This window comes from Mucilaginibacter pankratovii (genome assembly GCF_014773265.1).
Taxonomy (GTDB): domain Bacteria; phylum Bacteroidota; class Bacteroidia; order Sphingobacteriales; family Sphingobacteriaceae; genus Mucilaginibacter; species Mucilaginibacter pankratovii.
In genome coordinates this window covers 390,866-409,309 of record NZ_JACWMY010000002.1, presented here as the reverse complement: position 1 = coordinate 409,309, position 18,444 = coordinate 390,866, and the positions used below count along the sequence as shown (strand labels likewise).

Genomic DNA, 18,444 nt, shown 5'->3' with positions numbered 1-18,444 from the left:
TATAATAAGACGGCACAATACTTTATCAACTATGAAAAAAACGCAAATCCTTTTTATTTTTTCCTGCTTGCTTATACTGGGCTGTTCTAATACCAAAAAACTGGCCGATACGGGCGATGCCGACAAAGGCTGGAAGAAGCTATTTAACGGGCACGACATTAACGACTGGTTTGTAAAGATCAATCATCACCTGGTTGGCGAAAACTATGGCAATACATTCAGGGTACAAGACGGCATGATCAGGATAAGTTATGACCAGTACGGCGATTTTAACGACCAGTTTGGGCACCTGTATTATAAAACTCCGTTCTCGCATTATAAACTCCGGTTTGAGTATCGTTTTGTTGGCAAACTGCAAAAAGGTGCTCCCGATTACACACTTCTTAATAGCGGTGTAATGTTCCATTCTCAGGACCCTAGGACAATGTTGAAGGACCAGGACTGGCCCATATCCATTGAAATGCAGTTATTGGGCGGTTTAGGTGACGGGAAATCGAGGCCAACCGGCAACATGTGCTCACCCGGCACCGATGTGGTTTATAAAGGGAGCGTGTCGCCCGATCATTGTATCAATTCTACTTCAAAAACTTACGACGGCGAGCAATGGGTAAAGGGGGAATTGATCGTTCAGGGTAATAAATTAATTACGCATATCATCAACGGCGATACTGTGCTACAGTATTCCAGGCCTACCATTGGCGGCGGGATAGCGCATGGCTACAACCCGAAATACAAACAAGACGGAACTTTACTAAGCAGCGGCTTTGTCGCCCTACAAAGCGAGGGGCAGCCCGTGGATTTTAGGAACATTGAAATTAAACAGCTGCCGGATGCTGAGCGTTAAATGGTAAGTAAATTTTTAAGATGAGTAAGGTTTTCAGAAAGTCAACTCACCAAATTACTCGCCCTACAAATGAATTCTAAAAGAGGGGTAAATAGTAACATTTGACTAAAAAACAAAAGCCTGCAATTATTTTATTTGCAGGCTTTTACTCTTTTTTTGGCGTTGAGCTTTGTGGAGAAGGGATTTGTATTTCCCTTGTATTGATCTGATATTCAATATGTTATAATGGCTTATTTTCTTACTCACCACTTTTTCGTTTGCAGAATAATTGCAAATCCTATCATACAAATATAATCATTTTGGTTTAAGCAATTTTATAACTTATTGATATCTTAGACAAATGATTGCCACCAAGGGCGCTAAATGTTAATTTGTCAAAAAAAAATGGAATCTGTAAAGATTTTGTATAAATAGCCACCATATTTGAAATAAATTGATAAAATGGCATCGGAAATAAGTGTAACCTCCTAAACGATAACGTGTAACAACAAAAAAGGTGATGAAGAAACGCGGGGGGTGCTTATTTTTTTTAGCATTTTTTATTATCGCACGGCTTCACGCCCAAAATAACGAGTTCCAATTCTCTAAGCTTGATATTACCAGCGGGCTTTCGCATAACCAGGTAAATTGTGTTTTTAAGGATAGCAAGGGCTTTATGTGGTTTGGCACTTTATCGGGGCTAAATAAATATGACGGCTATAAGTTTAAAGTATTTAAGCACATCACCGGCGATACCACCAGCCTTAACGACGATTTTATACTAAGCATATCAGAAGGCCCAGGGGGCAAGCTTTGGATAGAAACCCGTAACGGTTATAATATTTACGACCCGCAGACAGAGCGTTTTAGTCATGACGCGGGCGGCTTTTTAAGGTCGATAAGTATCCCCTCTCAAAACCTTACCGCGGTAAAAAAAGACAGGAAGGGTAATTTTTGGTTCCTCAATTCGGTCACCGGTGTGTACAAATACACGGCCCTTAGTAAAACAACCACGCACATTAGCAATAAACCGGGCGATGGGCAGTCTATTTACAGCAACACCGTATCTGATTTAGCCACGGATAGTAAAGGCAACATTTGGCTGGTATATAATAAGGGCGTTTTAGAAAGGGTAAACCCTGCAACTCATAAAGTTGATTACCGCAAAACGCTGGTCGGCATAAGCCCCGGCTTAAGCAGTAGTTACTGCGTTTTTATTGATAACCAGGACGATATATGGGCATTTGTGCCTAATTACTCATTGGGTGTTTATTACCTTAACAGCGGGCTTAACTTGTTTAGGCACGTTGATAAAGATAACGGGCATGGCGGGTTAAATACCAATGTAGTTACCAGCCTGATACAGGACGATAAAAACCGTATATGGATAGCAACCGACCACGGTGGCATTAATATTCTAAACAAACAGGATTTTACATTCAAATACCTGCTAAACCGGGAAGATGATAATAAAACGGTTGGCCAAAACAGTATTATATTGCTGTATAGGGATAACACCGGCATTATATGGGCCGGCACCTACAAGCGGGGCGTAAGCTACTACCACGAAAGTATCATCAAGTTTCCGCTATACACGCATCACCTGTCAGACCCGGCCAGCTTAAGTTTTAGCGATGTAAACAAGTTTATAGAAGATAAGTATGGCAACCTTTGGCTGGGCACCAACGGCGGTGGTTTGGTTTATTTTAACCGTAAGAACGGCAGCTTTAAAAAATACATGCACGATGCAGCCAACATCAACAGCCTCACCAACAATATAATAGTGAGCATGTACTTGGATCATGAGCAGAAGCTATGGATAGGTACTTACTTTGGCGGGCTGGATGTTTTTGACGGTAAAAACTTTAAACATTACCGCCATAACGATGCCGATTCCACCAGTATTTCCGAAGACCGTATATGGTCGATCATTGAGGACGGAGACCAAAATATGTGGATCGGTACGCTTGCCGGCGGTTTAAACCTGTTTAACCGTAAAACCGGCAAATTCTCTCATTACAAACCAACTCCTGGCAGCAGCAACTCTATCCATTCTAACTACATTTCGTCGCTTATGGAGGATAAGCGGAAGAACCTTTGGATAGTAACTGCATTTGGCGTGGATGTTTTAAATCGTAAAACGGGGCAGTTTTCGCACTATATCCATGACGATAAAGACCCGCACAGCGTTGCTAATAACAATACCAACAATATTTTAGAGGACAGCCGTGGGTTGATATGGGTAAGTTCGCGCGGGGGGATAAGCATATTTGACCCGGAAACAGGCAGCTTTACCAACCTTACACATAAAGACGGGCTGCCCGATAATACCGTTATTGATATACGGGAGGATAATAGCCACCACGTTTGGGCAAGCACTCAAAACGGGCTATCCAGCATCACCATAAACGATAAAGTGTCGCCTCGTAAATTCAGCTTTGTTAATTATAATGAAAAGGACGGGTTGCAGGGCCGCGAGTTTACGCCGCATTCATCATACAAAACCCGCAGCGGCGAACTCATATTTGGCGGCGGTAACGGCTTTAATATTTTTAACCCGGCGGATCTGCATTCGAGCAAGCATGTACCCGAATTGGCGCTAACCGATTTGCAGGTTTTTAACAAAAGTGTATCTGTGGGCGAAAAGATCTACGGTGAAGTTATCCTGCCTAATGCCATCAGTTATATGAAAAGCATCGAGTTGAAATATAACGAGAATGTGTTTTCGATAGAATTTGCCGCCCTCAACTATTTCGATCCGGATAAAGTTAAATTTGAGTACATGATGCAGGGCTTCGACAGAAACTGGATCACGGCCGATAACCTTAGCCGAAAGGCACCCTACACCAACTTAGATGCAGGCGATTATACTTTTAAAGTACGCGCATCAAACACCGGTTTTTGGAACAGCAAAGAATTGACCTTGCATGTAACCATATTGCCTCCCTGGTGGAAAACTACCTTTGCTTATATCCTTTATGCCCTGGCATTTATAGGCGCTTTATTTTACATCCGCAGGGAGGGTATAAAAAAACTGCGAACCCAGTTCCTGCTGGAGAAGGAGCGGGAAGAAACGCAACGCCTTCATGAGCTTGACCTGATGAAAATCAAATTCTTTACCAACGTAAGCCATGAGTTTCGTACGCCGCTATCGCTGATAATGGCGCCGGTAGATAAGATTGTAAAACAGGTGAAAGACCCCGATGTGAAAAATCAGCTTTTACTGGTTAACCGCAATGCAAAGCGCTTACTTAACCTCGTGAACCAGCTGCTGGATTTCCGTAAAATGGAGTATCAGGAACTGAAGCTGCACAAAAACACGGGGGATATTATAAGCTTCATCCGCGAACTATCACACGCGTTTACCGATGTGGCCGAGCAAAAGGGGATAGATTTTGTGTTTGATACTGAGGTTGATGAGTTTTACACCAGTTTCGACCACGACAAGATAGAGCGTATCCTTTTTAACCTGCTATCTAATGCCTATAAGTTTACGCATGCAGGGGGGCAGGTGAGCGTACTTTTAAATTTGAGGAATAGTGATAGTGATGCCGCCACGCTGCTCGAGATAAAGATCATCGACACAGGTATTGGTATAGGCAACGATAAAATGGAAAAGATATTCCAGCCTTTCTTCCAAAGCGATATCCCGGGTAGCATGCTTAACCAGGGCAGCGGTATAGGGTTATCTATAACTAAAGAATTTGTAAGGCTGCACCAGGGCGAAATTGTTGTAGAAAGCGAACTTAACCAGGGCAGTTGCTTCACCGTGTTATTGCCATTGCAGCAATTAGATAAAAAAGTATTTACAGATGCCTCTGTATTGCTTCCGCATATAGGGGACGAGCCGGTTGATATAGCAGGAAAAAAAGATAAGCGGCCGAAAGAAAACCGGGATACCAAAAAACCTACCGTTTTGCTGGTGGAGGATAATGACGACTTCCGCTTTTACCTCAAAGACAACCTGAAAGATTTCTTCGACATCCTGGAAGCTGATAACGGTAAAAAAGGCTGGCAAAAAGCGCTTGCCCAGCACCCCAACCTGGTGGTAAGTGATATAACTATGCCCGAGATGAACGGTACCGACCTATGCCTTAAAATAAAGGGTGATAAACGCACATCGCACATACCGGTTATTTTGCTAACGGCCATAGCAGGAGAAGAGCAACAGCTAAAAGGCCTTGGAACAGGTGCGAGCGATTACATGACCAAGCCCTTCAATTTCGAGATACTGGTATCTAAAATAAGGAACATCCTTAGCCAGCAGGAACACATGCGCAAAACTTATCAAAAACAGGTAGATGCCAGCCCAACCGAGGTGGGGGTAGAATCGCCTGATGAGTTGTTCATCAAAAAAGTGCTGATATTGATTGATAATAATATCTCTAACATTAATTTTTCGGTAGAGGAGCTTAGCAGCGAGATGTTTGTGAGCCGCTATACCCTTTATAAAAAAATACTGCAGATGACCGGCAAAACACCAAACGAACTGGTACGCCAGATGCGCCTGAAGAGGGCAGCCCAACTGCTGGAAACCGGGCATCTTACTATCTCCCAAATTTGCCACAAAGTAGGTTTCAAAAGCCAGAAGTATTTTGTGAGGACTTTTAAGGCTGAATTTAATACCATCCCATCAAGGTACGTAGATAGTTTTATTGAGGATTAGAAAACGGGCCAATAGCTTCCGCCTCAGAATGCCCGGTACTACGGCTTCTGTTTCCTTTAGGGTGCGCGGATAGATAGTTGCTTCGGTAATCCAAGTCGGCATGCCGCACTTCAATCTTCAAATACCATGTTTGCCGCTGTGCTCATGCAGCGTTATCCGCTCATTTTATGGCGTATTACATAAGCCTTCCGGGTACACATTTGTAATTAGTTGCCTAAAAAAAAGCCGCTCATAAATATTAAGTTATTTATTTTCAGTTGTTTACGAAGGGTTGACATTTGTGCCCCTATTTATCCACAACCGGCTTCGCAATAGCCTATAATTTCATCCCCTGTAAAACAATATCGTTAGCTCCAATTAGCCTAACCGATATTATATAAACCGAGAGTACCATTTTTTTATTTTTTATTGAGCCAGGCCACCGGTAATTTTTACACGGCCTGCGTAAACCGGCGGCAGCAATGTGCTTAACCCGCTATGTTTTTTATGAGCGTTTAAACCATTTATTAAAACAAACCAATAACAACCAACAATTCATTATGAGGAAAATTCTACGAATAGCGCTGCTGTTTGCCTCCTTTTTTATCTGCGTCCGAAGCATGGCGCAAAGCGGGGGCACAGTGGTCAGAGGGACAGTGTCAGACGAAAAGGGCGTTACCCTGCCGGGTGTAAACGTATCTGTTAAAGATGTTAAGATAAACACTATTACAGATATTAACGGTAATTATAGCATCTCTGTACCTGCTACGGCAAAGGCGCTTGTTTTCTCGTTCATCGGGATGGCACAGCAAGAGGTAGCTATAGGAACCAGAACACAGATCAACGTAACCCTTAAATCATCAACCACATCGCTTACCGATGTAAACGTTGTGGCAATTGGTTACGGCAGCCAAAGGCGGCAGGATGTAAACGGTGCCATTTCATCAGTAAAGGCGTCGGATATTGCAAATATCCCGCAACCCAGTATCGACCAGTTATTACAGGGTAAAGCGGCAGGTTTAACCATTACCCAAAATACAGGTGCGCCGGGCAGTTCAACGTCTGTGCATGTACGCGGGGTAACTTCGCTTAGCGGAACCAACGAACCCCTGTACGTTATTGATGGTGTGGCCATATCCGGCGACGCCCGCAATCTTTCTACAAGCGGAAGATCGCCACAGCTCAACTCCGTTAACAACGATCAATCGGCAGTGAGCCCTTTAGCGCTGCTAAACCCTAACGATATCGAATCGATAGACATCTTAAAAGATGCTTCGGCGAGCGCCATTTATGGTAACAGGGCATCTAACGGGGTTATCATCATCACTACTAAACGCGGCAAAAACGGCAGCGCCAGGATAGCGTATGATGGCTACGCCGGTTTCCAGGAGCAGGGCAAGTTTTTAAATATGATGAACCTGCAACAATACGCGGTATTGCAAAACGCGCTTGCTGACGCACAGGGGACGCAGAGAAGAGGCGAGTTTGCCAACCCGGATCTGTTGGCTGCCGGTACCAACTGGCAGGACGAGATATTCCGCACAGCGCCAATGCAAAGCCACCAGGTATCCCTATCGGGCGGTAAAGAAGGTGTAGATTACTATATATCAGGCGGGTATTTAAAGCAAACGGGTACTATCCTTGGCAACGATTTCAACCGCTTCAACTTCCGTACAAATGTTAACGGGCAGGTAAAGGATTGGTTTAAAATAGGCGCTGCTATACAAGGCAACCGCTCTATCCAAAATACCTCGATCGGCGATAACAACGGGGTTATTTACGGCGCATTATTGAGCGCGCCGGATCAGGCAGTACGTAATGCCGATGGCACATTTGCAGGGCCATTGCCCGAGGCAAACCAGCAAGGCGGCCAAATAAACCCCGTAGCACGTGCGCTGGATATTTATAACAACTTAATACGCAGTAATTTTAATGGTAGTTTATATGCCGATACCCGTTTTTACAGGGATCTTTCTTTACGGTCTGAGATCAACGGCGACTTTAACTGGTCAAACAACAAGGTATTCCAGCCATCGTACAGGTATGGGCCGCTGTTTGTTAACCCAACAGCAAAACTGAATGTGTACAACGCTAATTCCATTTACTGGGCCTGGAAAGAATACTTAAATTACAACCATACCTTCGGTACCAAACATGTGGTTACGGGCTTATTAGGTTATGAAGTAAACGAATCTACCTGGGGCGGTATTGATGCAGGCGTTCAAAACTTTTTAAGTAACGATTTAATAACCCTTAACCTGGGCGATGCCAAAACTGCAACCAACGGAGAATATGCCGGCAGTGCTTCGCTGGAGTCGGTATTTGCACGTGGTGTATACACCTACAACAACAAGTACAGCATAACGGCTACCATCCGCCGCGACAGGACCTCTAAATTTGCGCTGGGCCAGCAGGTTGGGTACTTCCCGGCGGCGGCAGTATCGTGGCGCCTTTCTGAAGAGCCTTTTTTAGCAAGCATCAAAAAAATTGCCGACAATGTTAAGATACGCGTTGGGTACGGCGAAATTGCCAACCAAAACGTGCCCAATTATCTGTACGGCTCGGCACTTACCGCAGTAACAACCGGTTTGGGTACCGGCTTTGCGGTAGACAAAGTACCTAACAACAACTTAACCTTTGAGCGCGCCGTGCAGAGCGACGTGGGCGTTGACTTTACATTATTTGGCCGGATTGACGGTAGCTTTGACTATTATATTAAAACATCCAAAGGCTTCTTATTCCAGCCAGCCTTGCCTGCATTCCTGTTAGGCCAATCGGCAGAATATTCGGGCACTGGTGTTATTGCACCTGCTTATGTTAACGGCGGTAAAGTAACCAACCGTGGATTTGATATAACCATCAATTCCCGCAATTTAGTTGGGAAGGATTTTAAATGGAATACCACCGTTATTTTCTCCAAATACAAAAACAGGGTAGAGTCTTTGGCAAACGGCATTCCGTTCATCAACAGAAGTGTTGGTGTTAGCTTCCTGAGCCTTCCGGTTACACACACCGTTGCGGGTGGGCCAATCGGCGAATTCTACGGCTACAAAGTTAAAGGCATTTTTAAAACCGACGAGCAATTGCGTAACGCGCCAGTTCAGTTTGGCCGCCCTGTAGCCAATACGCCAGCCGGTACTTTCCTTGGCGACATACAATACGAGGATTTAAACAATGATGGTAAAATAGATGAGGCCGACCAAACTGCGCTTGGCAGCGGTAACCCAACATTTACTTACGGTATCACCAATACCTTTTCGTACAAGTCGGTTGATTTTTCGTTTTTCCTGAACGGTTCATACGGTGCAAAGATATTTAACGTATTGAATTACTCTATCTCGGGTTTGTCGGGCTTATACCAAAACCAGTTGGCCTCGGTATCCAATTTCTGGAGCCCTACTAATCCTAATTCAGACATCCCGGCTCCAAGAGGCGGCGATAACCCCAACCTGAAAAACTCAGACCGGTTTATTGAAAGCGGTTCGTTCCTGCGCATTCAGAATGTGAGCATTGGCTATAGCCTGCCTTCAAAATGGATTAAAAAAGCCAAGCTTAATCGCCTAAGATTTTATGCCAGCGGGCAAAACCTGTACGTGTTTACGCCCTACAAAGGGCTCGACCCGGAGATTGGTGCTATAAATCAGGACGCATTTTTAACCGGCGTAGATGTAGGCAGATACCCCTCTCCGCGTACTATAACTTTTGGCATCAACGCTGAATTTTAACTTTTTAGAAAAATAGAAATGAAAAAATATATAAAATATTTATTAGGGCTAACAGTTGTAACCGGCCTTACAACCAGTAGCTGTAAAAAAGAATTTTTTAATAAGCCACCAAAAGACGCCATTACATTGGATAGCTATTACCAAACAAACGACCAGGTTTTGGCAAGCACCAATATATTGTACAGCGCAACCTGGTTTGGCTGGTGTGGTAAAGCGGGCTGGTCTATCACCGATTTGAGCGGCGGTAACGGCCGTACCTACTCTTCGGATGTGGTAAACTTTTCCAATTTTTCGGTTACGGATGCCAACTTTGAGCTTGGCGGTGCATGGAACTCATTATTTATTACCGTTGCGCAGGCTAATGCGTTGATAAACAATTTGCCGGCGAAAGTACCTGCAACCGTTGATAAAGCAGTGGTGAATAACGCCTTAGGAGAGGCTCGTTTATTTAGGGCGTTGGCTTATTTCCACCTGGTGCGTACATGGGGGCCTGTGCCTATCATCGAGAACAGCCTGGATTATGTAGATAACTACCAGATAAACGCCAACATAGTGCCCGATGTTTACAAATTTATTGTAAACGATTTGAAGTTTGCGGAAGAAAACCTCACCAAAATGGGCCCTCGTTCGGGCAAATCAACCGGGCGTGTTTCCAGCGGTTCGGCTTCAGCCTTATTAGCAAAAGTTTACCTGTACATGCAGGATTATACTAATGCCAAAGCACAGGCGGATAAAGTGATCAACAGCGGGGAGTTTAAATTATATGGGGCAGATGTTGCCGGTAAAACTTTTAACGATCTGTTCCTTACTGCCAATAACAACAACGAAGAATCAATTATTCAGTTGCAGTGGTCTGCCACCGGCGGCTACGGTAAAGGCAACCCGCAACAAGCTTCTTTTGCCTACAACTCCCTCATTACCGGTACGGGCGACGGATACGGCGTTTTAGCGCCAACCTTCGACCTGCAGGATATGTACGAGGCGGGCGATTTGCGCAGGAAAGCCACCATTATGCTTCCTGGCGACCATTACCCCGAGATCAATTCAGATAAAGGCGGTTACACGCTGCCTGCTGATGCCAACTCGCAGGGCACGCATGCACAGGTAAAAAAATATGTGGTAGGCACGCCGGCGGATAATGGCGGCGTAAGCGCAGCCCAATCGGCCCCTAACAATACTTACATGATGCGTTTGGCCGATGTGTACCTGATAAAAGCCGAAGCAGTAATGGCAGGTGCATCAACCAGTTCAGACCCCGAAGCGCTGGCTGCCATTAATAAAGTACGCAACAGGGCAGGCTTGGGGAATTTATCTGTCATCAAACGGTTTTACACCGTAGCCAATCCAAACCTCTCTAAATATGGTGCTACACCGTCATCGGCAGTGCCGCTAACCGTGTTGAGGGACGATATTATAGACGAGAGGCGCAGGGAGTTTGCCTTTGAAGATGATTTTTGGTTTGACATTGGCCGTGTGGACGGTTTCAATGTAACTACACACCCGCGGGGTATTCAAATGATAAAACAACAGGATAGGGGCACATCAGATAACAGCACGCCGCCTGTACGCTACGCCAACGAGTTTAACGCAAATGTAACCGATGCAAGCTTCAGGCTGCCTTACCCGGCTACCGAAGTTGCATCAAACCCTAAGTTGAAAGAAGCACCGGTTCCTTACGTCTTCAAATAACCATAACATGAAAAAGATCTTATATAAATCAAAATTTTACTGGCTGCTGCCGGTGATAATGATGTTTGTTATTGCATCATGCAAAAAAGATAACAACGCTAAAGGCGGAACGGGCGTACCAACTGTTGAGAAAGTGCGCCTGCTAAGCAAAAGCGATACCATACCCAATGTTGAGCATCGGTATACGCTCGATTCGAGCAATTATTATGCGGATATAAAAACCGTGCCGTTCGATTCTACCGTGGCCGCCGGCCGCTTAAACAACCAATATGCTATTATTGGTACCAATCTGGCCAGTACAACATTGGTACAATTTAACGGTGTTACGGCTTACTTTAACCCGGCTTTACTTACTGATAAAAGCATTATTGTAACTATACCGAGTACGGTTCCATTCATTGGCAGCAATAAACTTACGGTTACAACAACCCACGGCACGGTAGATTTTGATTTCCCGATAGTTCAGCCGCCGCCAACCATCACCTCGTTTACGCCACTTGCAGCGGGTGCCGGCGATATTGTAACCATTACAGGTACCGTGTTCGACGGGCTGAGCGCTGTTAAATTTGATGATGCCCCGGCTGAGATTGTTGGCACGCCAACAAAAACCGAGATAAAGGTAAAAGTACCCCCAGGTATTGTACAGGCATATATTTATGTAACCACCCCCGGCGGTACAACCAAATCCCCGGCATCATTCGGTTTTAAGTATGTGATATATGATGATGCATTGGCCTTTGGCTGGGGCGGTAACGGCGGCGGATACGATGGCTATAGCAGCACAAGAAAGTACAACAGTACAGATCACCCTAAACGTGGCGCAAACGCCATAGAGGTTACGGTTGATAACGGCTACGGCGCATTGCAGTTAGGTTACGGCGGCGCTACGCTCGATGCTAAAAAAGCCGGCTTCGCAGCCTTGAAGTTATCCATTTATGGCGGCGCAAATTTTAAAGCAGGCGATAGGGTGCAGATAGTGGTAAACAATGCTTACGGGCATGCCTTTGCTATAGAGGTGAAACCAGGTGTATATACCGATTACACCATTCCTCTGAGCGCATTGGGTGATGATATTGGCCCATTGAGCGAGATCACTTTCCAAACACTTGGTGTGGCCGCGCCGGCAACCTTCTATGTAGACGACCTTGGATTTATATAATTTGATTTAGCCATTAAGCCATCACCAGCTTTTGTATAACCTGGTGGTGGCTTTTTTTTAACCTTAAATGGAATAGCCATGAAAATTTATAAGCTAATCTGCTGTGGCTGGCTGCTGCTGCTTTGCCAAAGCGTATGGGCACAAAAAAACCTGGTGAGCAATGGAGGCTTTGAGGATGATTTAAACGACTGGAATGGTAGCGAAAATGCCAAAATTACACCTTGGGACCTCAAGGCGGGAAAAGGCAGCTGTGCCATCATTGTATCAACAAATGCAAACTGGGTAGGTATAAACCAGGCGGGCCGGGTACCCAAAAACGCGTTGGGCATGGAGTTTTCTGCATGGATAAAAACCAATAACGTTGTTAAAGGGCAAAACGAATGGATGGGTGCTATTTATAGTATTGAATTTTTAGACAGGTATGATAAAAAAATAGGCGACGGCGAAAACCTTGCCCGCCTTACCGGCGACAATGAATGGGCGCAATTTAAAAAAGCGGTAAAAGTACCCGCGGGTGCGGTGAGTTTTAAAATATTGCTGGCCATGGGGTACGCATCGGGTACTATGCTGGTGGATGAAGTTTCGGCCAAAGTATTGAATACTGAGGAAGTAACAAAACTGTAGGCAGTATAGTTGGGGAATAGTCGGGGCGGAAATTATGAAATTACATATGAGATATATTAAAGTATTAAGTGTTACGGCGGTAGTTGTTATTTGTATAATGCAAGCCTGCACAAAAGAAAAAAAACAGGTTGCCCCGGTAGATACAGGTGGCGCTGGCACAACCGGCGGCACTGATGGTTCTACCGTTATACTACCGCAAACCGATGCTGCACTGGCTGCAACGCAGGGCTTTTTTATGGATGCCTGGCAAACCAAAACATTTACAGCGCCCACTGCTGCTGTTAGCGCCGCTAAGCCGGCGGCAGGCAGCATTTTCGCCAATGTGGATTACAGCAAAGTAATAAGCAAAGTATCTAAATACATGTTTGGCAATAATACCAACCCATACATGGGGCAGTACGTAACCGAACCCGTTTTAATGAACAACATAACATCCCTGTCGCCTAATATCCTTCGCTTCCCGGGAGGCAGCTTGTCTGATATTTACTTTTGGGATGGCGTTACCCCGGCAGATGCACCCGCTGAATTATTAGATGCTACGGGGAAATCTTCCCCTGCCGGTTACTGGTACGGCAACAAAACAGACAGCTGGACCTTCTCGCTGGATAATTACTACAAAGTACTGCAGCAAACCAACAGCACAGGTATAATCACCGTTAATTACGGTTATGCCCGTTATGGTACAGGTACAAACCCTGCCGCGGCAGCTGCGCATTTAGCGGCGCAGTGGGTGCGCTATGATAAAGGCCGAACCAAATATTGGGAAATAGGGAATGAAAATTACGGAAGCTGGGAGGCCGGCAACCGCATTAATACTGTTGCCAATAAAGACGGCCAGCCCGAGCGGGTCACCGGCGCTGTTTACGGTACCCACTTTAAGATTTATGCCGATTCGATGCGTAAGGCAGCGGCTGAGGTTGGCAATACGGGTATAAAAATAGGTATTGTTTTAACCGAAGACGATGAAAGGAAAAACACTTCTGTTATCACTCAAAACTGGAATGCCGGTGCATTGGCACAGGCCGGCAACTCGCCCGATTTTTTTGTAGTGCACAACTACTATACGCCCTCGGGCCAAAATTCTACTGCTGATGTGATATTGGCAACACCGGCTTCGGTTACACCAAACATGGTATCATGGGTTAAAACATCAGCCAGCAATGCAGGCGTCACCTTAAAACCTATTGCGCTGGACGAATGGAATATTTTTGCAACCGGGTCGAAGCAAATGGTATCAAATGTAGCCGGTGTGCACGCTGCCTTAACGCTTGGCGAAACCATTAAAAACCAGTTTGGTATGGCTTGCCGATGGGACCTGGCCAACGGGTGGGAGAGCGGCAACGACCATGGACTGTTCAATACCGGGGATGAACCCGGCGCTGCCAAATGGAACGCACGGCCAGCTTTTTATTACCTGTATTTCTTCCAAAAATATTTTGGCGACCGTATGGTGAGTTCAACCGTTACCGGGAGTGCAGATATCATGAGCTATGCCTCATCTTTTACATCGGGCCAGGCAGGCACGGTGTTGGTCAACAAAGGCAGCGCCGACCATGCAGTTACCGTTAAGCTAAGCAACTTTGCGGCAGGCACAAAATATTATTATTATACCTTAAATGGCGGTACCGACAATGGCACCTTTTCGCAAAAGGTTTTTGTGAACGGTACAGGGCCTGCAGGTGCATCCGGAGGGCCGGCAAATTACAGCACTATGGCCGCCAGTAGTGCCGACATTGCAGGTGGCATAACCGTAAATGTCCCCGCACGCGGTGCGGTTTTTTTAATAGCCGACGGTAAATAAAATGGCTGTGGCAACATTTGTTCAGGCCTATTTATAAGGCATTCTTCAAAACAGGGACCCGTTAGCATGGGTAAGGCAGGCATGTGCTGCCATACAGAAATTAATAAGATAGTAAATGTCAATCCTCATTAATAGAAAAAACACGGCTGTATTGCTATGTGTGCTTTTTGCCAATTGTATCTCTCAACAAGTATTTGCCCAGGGCGGAGTAAAGCAGCTGCAGCTAAAACAGTTTCAATTGCAATCTTCAGCGATAGTGAGGGCCGATGGTAAAGCGCTTTCCGGCTCAGGTTATACTTCCAAAGCAAAATGGTACCCGGTAACGGTACCGTCTACCGTGCTAACCGGGCTGGTTGCCAATAAAGTATACCCGAGCCCATACCAGGCTTTGAATAACATGCTGATACCTGATGCATCCGACGAGTTTAACAAGCAATACGGCCTCGAAAAATATAGCCACATTCGCGGTGTTGGCAACCCATGGAAAAAACCTTACTGGTACCGCACTGCTTTTACCCTGCCGGTTGCAGATAAAGGCAAGGTATTTCAGCTGATATTTAAAGGAATAAATTACCGGGCCGAAGTTTGGCTCAACGGCCAGCGCATTGCAGATTCATCGCAAATGGTTGGCATGTTTGCCGAGCACTGCCTTAACGTGAGCAAGCAGGTAATGCCCGGTGGTAAAAACGTGCTTGCCGTGAAAATATATCCCTTAGACTATCCGGGGTTGCCATCAAAAGAACAACTGGCAGCTTTAGGCCCTTTTTATGATAATGGCGGGCCAACGGGCGATATTGGCAAAAATGTAACCATGCTATGTTCTGTAGGGTGGGACTGGATGCCTCCCGTTCGCGACAGGAACATGGGCATCTGGCAGCCGGTATGTTTGCGCACAACAGGTGCGGTAACCATTGGCAGGCCGAAATTAGTAACGGATTTGCCCGCCCTGCCTGATACCGGGAAGGCCACCCTTGCTTTGAATTTATCCTTGTCAAATTATAGCGGCATAGCCAGCAAAGGAAAGCTTAGTATATCCATAAGCCCTGAAAACTTTTCTGGCCCGGCGTTTAGGTTTTCTAAACCGGTAACAGTACAGGCGGGGGAATCGAAAGAGATAAAGCTGAATGCTGCGCAGATAAAAGAATTGACGATTGCCAAGCCCAAACTATGGTGGCCCAACGGATATGGCAGGGCCAATTTATACCGTATCCGTATGCAGTATAGTAACGCCGGGCATATTACAGATGATACCACGTTTGTTTTCGGGATCCGGACGGTAAGCTCTAAAGCGACCGAAGCAAATGGCTTTACCCGCCGGGAGTTTTTTGTTAACGGGCAGCGCGTGCACTTGAACGGCGGCGCATGGGTGCCCGATTTGATGGTGAACCGCGATTCTGCAAGGTATTATGATGAGCTGCACCTGTGCCGGACGGCAAATGTAAACCTGGTGCGTATATGGGGTGGCGGCGTTACCCCACCCGATTATTTTTGGAATGCCTGTGATAAATATGGACTGATGGTATGGTCGGACTTTTGGATCACAGGCGATACGCAGGGGGAATTTAAAGGTTCGCCCGAGTGGCCGCTGGAGGGTAACGTGTTTATCAATAATGTAAAGAGCACTATTTACCGTATTCGTAACCATCCAAGCCTATTAGTTTGGACCGGCGGCAACGAAGGCCATGCACGCAAAGAATTATATGATGCTATGCGTAGTAGTATCATCACGCTGGATGGCACCAGGCCTTATATCCCAAGTTCATCGGGTTTTGCCAAATTACCAGCCGGCTGGGATAGTGCCTGGCCCGATAATAAGCCTGCCGGCGTTTACAGCAGCGGCCCCTATGCCTGGCAGGATCCTAAGGTTTATTACAAATTAGCTGATGCAGGCCGCGATTGGGTTTTTAAAGACGAAACAGGCCTGCCTTCGCAACCGCCCTATAATACCCTGGCTAAAAACATCGCCGACACCACCTGGGACGAAAAACTGCCTTTTCCCCTTAATAATATGTGGGGGTACCACGATGCGGCAACCGGGGCAGCCAAATACGACGAATATTATAAAGACATGGCTACCCGGTATGGCAAACCCACCACCCGGTTGGATTTTTCCAATAAAATGCAGCTGATGAACGCCACCGGCTACCAGGGGATATTTGAAGCTGCAGGCCATAAACTAACCGAGACCGGCGGTGTGATGCTATGGAAATTAAATGCAGCCTTCCCCAGCGTGGTATGGCAAATATACGATTGGTACCTGCAACCCAATGCGGGCTATTACGCCATGCAAAATGCTGTAGAACCCATCCACATCCAGTTTAACCAAAGCGATTCTACGGTGGCTGTTATCAACCGCACGCATCACGCAACAGGCGCGCTTACCCTGCAAGCTGATATTTATGATATTAACTCAAAATTGCTTGCCCACCACGAAACAATGGCAACATTAACCGGAGAGGGGGTGCAAAACAGCATATCCGTTAAAGAGAAACTAAAAGCGGTTAATGAGTTTTGCTTTGTGGTATTAACGCTTAAGGGCCGGGGCAAAGCGGTAGTTTCACGTAACACCTACTGGTTTGCCCCTGGCAACGATTATACTGCCCTAAATAAAATGCCCAAAACAGCGCTTACCGCCACATTGATAAAAGGTGAAGCAGGAAAGCGCGAACACACCTGGACTTTGCAGATAACAAACAACAGCGAGCAGATTGCCTTTTTTATCCGCCCGCAACTGATGCTAAATGGTGATGAAGTAAGGCCGAGTTACTGGAGCGCCGGCTATTTTACGCTTGCCGCACACCAAAGCACCACCGTTACGGTTACAGCCCCCGTTTCGCAATTGGGGCGTAAAACGCCGCTTATGACCATTGAAGGTTGGAATGTAAATAAACAGGTAGTAAATTAGAATTGATTAACGTCAGGCGATGCCATTCCAATTTGATGGGTCGCACGCTCTACACATGGTGGTAGTTTCAGAACGTTGACCATCGACTACAAAGCGAAACAAAATTAAGCTTGCAATCACATCTTCACAAGATGGTGAAATTTAAAACCTTGATTATTAAAGCAATAATCCGTTGTGGTGGGTGGGGGTTTTTAAAACTACTCACCGAATTACGCTCCTTTTTAAGATTTATTTAAGGAGTTTTTTGAATAGTTTGATGCGTAACTACGGGAGAGGGAGAGAACAACTGCGGGTCAGCTGTGTGCTCTAAATCAGTATTTTATAATTTTTAAAGGTCACCGGATAGGTAACCGTCCAAAAAACCAAAAATCGCGCTTATTTATAAAAGTAGGCGACGTATGCGAGGCCGTTAAAAAACAACTGAAGAGGCCTTTAGTTATAAAATAACTACATCAGTCGCCACCAACTTAAACCTTAATCCTGGGTCTTTTTACTCTTGTAGGTGCAGTTTCGATATTGGCCGATGGTCTCGTGAATTTATTTTGAGATGTATTAGTGAATTTATACGGCGTCGGTCCGGTTTGTTGCTTTGACTTTACATTCTCTTCGGGGACGATATTAATAGTTAATACCCGTTCTCCGAGCATAGTGCCATTCAATGCTTGTATAATTTGATTAGCATCGTCCAGAGTGGCTGTTTCAATAAAAGCATATCCTTTACACTTTCGGGTTTGTTTATCGCGCACTATTTTTATGGTAACTACTTCACCATGGTAGCTTAAAATCTGTACCAGGTCAAGTTCGGTAATAGTCAACGGAAAACCGCCCAGGAAAATTTTTGTCATATGTGGGATTTAAAGTATTAATTTATTGTATTTGCATTCAAAAGAATCATATTTTAACCGAAATTGCTATCATACTAAACAATTGCCCCAAATATGTGCATAGTGAGTGCAAAAAAATTACTCGCCCTATAACCGATTGGTAGATTAACATCATGAGGTTTGGGTTAAGATTTAAGATGATCTTTTTGTAATCTGCCAGCTGTGCTTTGCATTTATACATAATGCTTA

9 protein-coding genes are annotated in these 18,444 nt (G+C 45.4%); 8 read left to right on the top strand and 1 reads right to left on the bottom strand.

The genetic code is table 11. From position 1 onward, the window contains the following. Nucleotides 1–31: 31 nt before the first annotated feature. The 8 genes from IDJ77_RS04700 (at nucleotide 32) to IDJ77_RS04665 (ending at nucleotide 17,371) form a co-directional block, all read left to right on the top strand. On the top strand, nucleotides 32–844 hold the full coding sequence (locus IDJ77_RS04700; RefSeq protein ID WP_191187774.1) for a 3-keto-disaccharide hydrolase: 813 nt from the start codon (nucleotides 32–34) through the stop codon (nucleotides 842–844). Between the two features lie 499 nt (nucleotides 845–1,343). After that, nucleotides 1,344–5,489 (top strand): hybrid sensor histidine kinase/response regulator transcription factor, encoded by a 4,146-nt coding sequence (locus IDJ77_RS04695; RefSeq protein WP_191187773.1) that lies wholly within the window; start codon nucleotides 1,344–1,346, stop codon nucleotides 5,487–5,489. Between the two features lie 539 nt (nucleotides 5,490–6,028). After that, entirely contained in the window at nucleotides 6,029–9,193 is a 3,165-nt protein-coding gene (locus tag IDJ77_RS04690; protein WP_191187772.1) for a SusC/RagA family TonB-linked outer membrane protein, read from the top strand. 18 nt (nucleotides 9,194–9,211) lie between these two features. After that, nucleotides 9,212–10,882: a RagB/SusD family nutrient uptake outer membrane protein gene (locus IDJ77_RS04685; RefSeq protein WP_191187771.1), complete on the top strand. Its 1,671-nt coding sequence runs from the start codon at nucleotides 9,212–9,214 to the stop codon at nucleotides 10,880–10,882. A 7-nt stretch (nucleotides 10,883–10,889) separates the two neighbouring features. Further along, nucleotides 10,890–12,041, top strand: coding sequence for an IPT/TIG domain-containing protein (locus IDJ77_RS04680; protein ID WP_191187770.1), 1,152 nt, complete (start codon nucleotides 10,890–10,892; stop codon nucleotides 12,039–12,041). A 78-nt stretch (nucleotides 12,042–12,119) separates the two neighbouring features. Next, a complete protein-coding gene (locus tag IDJ77_RS04675; RefSeq protein ID WP_191187769.1) occupies nucleotides 12,120–12,665 on the top strand; it encodes a hypothetical protein in 546 nt (181 codons plus the stop codon). A gap of 46 nt (nucleotides 12,666–12,711) precedes the next feature. Continuing rightward, nucleotides 12,712–14,466 carry an alpha-L-arabinofuranosidase gene (locus IDJ77_RS04670; protein WP_191187768.1) on the top strand — a complete coding sequence of 585 codons (1,755 nt, stop codon included), beginning with the start codon at nucleotides 12,712–12,714 and terminating at the stop codon, nucleotides 14,464–14,466. 115 nt (nucleotides 14,467–14,581) lie between these two features. Next, a complete protein-coding gene (locus tag IDJ77_RS04665; RefSeq protein ID WP_191187767.1) occupies nucleotides 14,582–17,371 on the top strand; it encodes a glycoside hydrolase family 2 protein in 2,790 nt (929 codons plus the stop codon). A gap of 467 nt (nucleotides 17,372–17,838) precedes the next feature. Here the strand turns inward: IDJ77_RS04665 and IDJ77_RS04660 are convergent, their stop codons facing one another. Next, on the bottom strand, nucleotides 17,839–18,216 hold the full coding sequence (locus IDJ77_RS04660) for an RNA recognition motif domain-containing protein (protein ID WP_191187766.1): 378 nt from the start codon (nucleotides 18,214–18,216) through the stop codon (nucleotides 17,839–17,841). Between the last annotated feature and the right edge of the window lie 228 nt (nucleotides 18,217–18,444).

Excerpts from the sequence above, each read along its gene's own strand:
- IDJ77_RS04700 (WP_191187774.1), top strand. The coding sequence starts at position 32 with ATGAAAAAAACGCAAATCCTTTTTATTTTTTCCTGCTTGCTTATACTG.
- IDJ77_RS04695 (WP_191187773.1), top strand. The coding sequence starts at position 1,344 with ATGAAGAAACGCGGGGGGTGCTTATTTTTTTTAGCATTTTTTATTATC.
- IDJ77_RS04690 (WP_191187772.1), top strand. The coding sequence starts at position 6,029 with ATGAGGAAAATTCTACGAATAGCGCTGCTGTTTGCCTCCTTTTTTATC.
- IDJ77_RS04685 (WP_191187771.1), top strand. The coding sequence starts at position 9,212 with ATGAAAAAATATATAAAATATTTATTAGGGCTAACAGTTGTAACCGGC.
- IDJ77_RS04680 (WP_191187770.1), top strand. The coding sequence starts at position 10,890 with ATGAAAAAGATCTTATATAAATCAAAATTTTACTGGCTGCTGCCGGTG.
- IDJ77_RS04675 (WP_191187769.1), top strand. The coding sequence starts at position 12,120 with ATGAAAATTTATAAGCTAATCTGCTGTGGCTGGCTGCTGCTGCTTTGC.
- IDJ77_RS04670 (WP_191187768.1), top strand. The coding sequence starts at position 12,712 with ATGAGATATATTAAAGTATTAAGTGTTACGGCGGTAGTTGTTATTTGT.
- IDJ77_RS04665 (WP_191187767.1), top strand. The coding sequence starts at position 14,582 with ATGTCAATCCTCATTAATAGAAAAAACACGGCTGTATTGCTATGTGTG.
- IDJ77_RS04660 (WP_191187766.1), bottom strand. The coding sequence starts at position 18,216 with ATGACAAAAATTTTCCTGGGCGGTTTTCCGTTGACTATTACCGAACTT.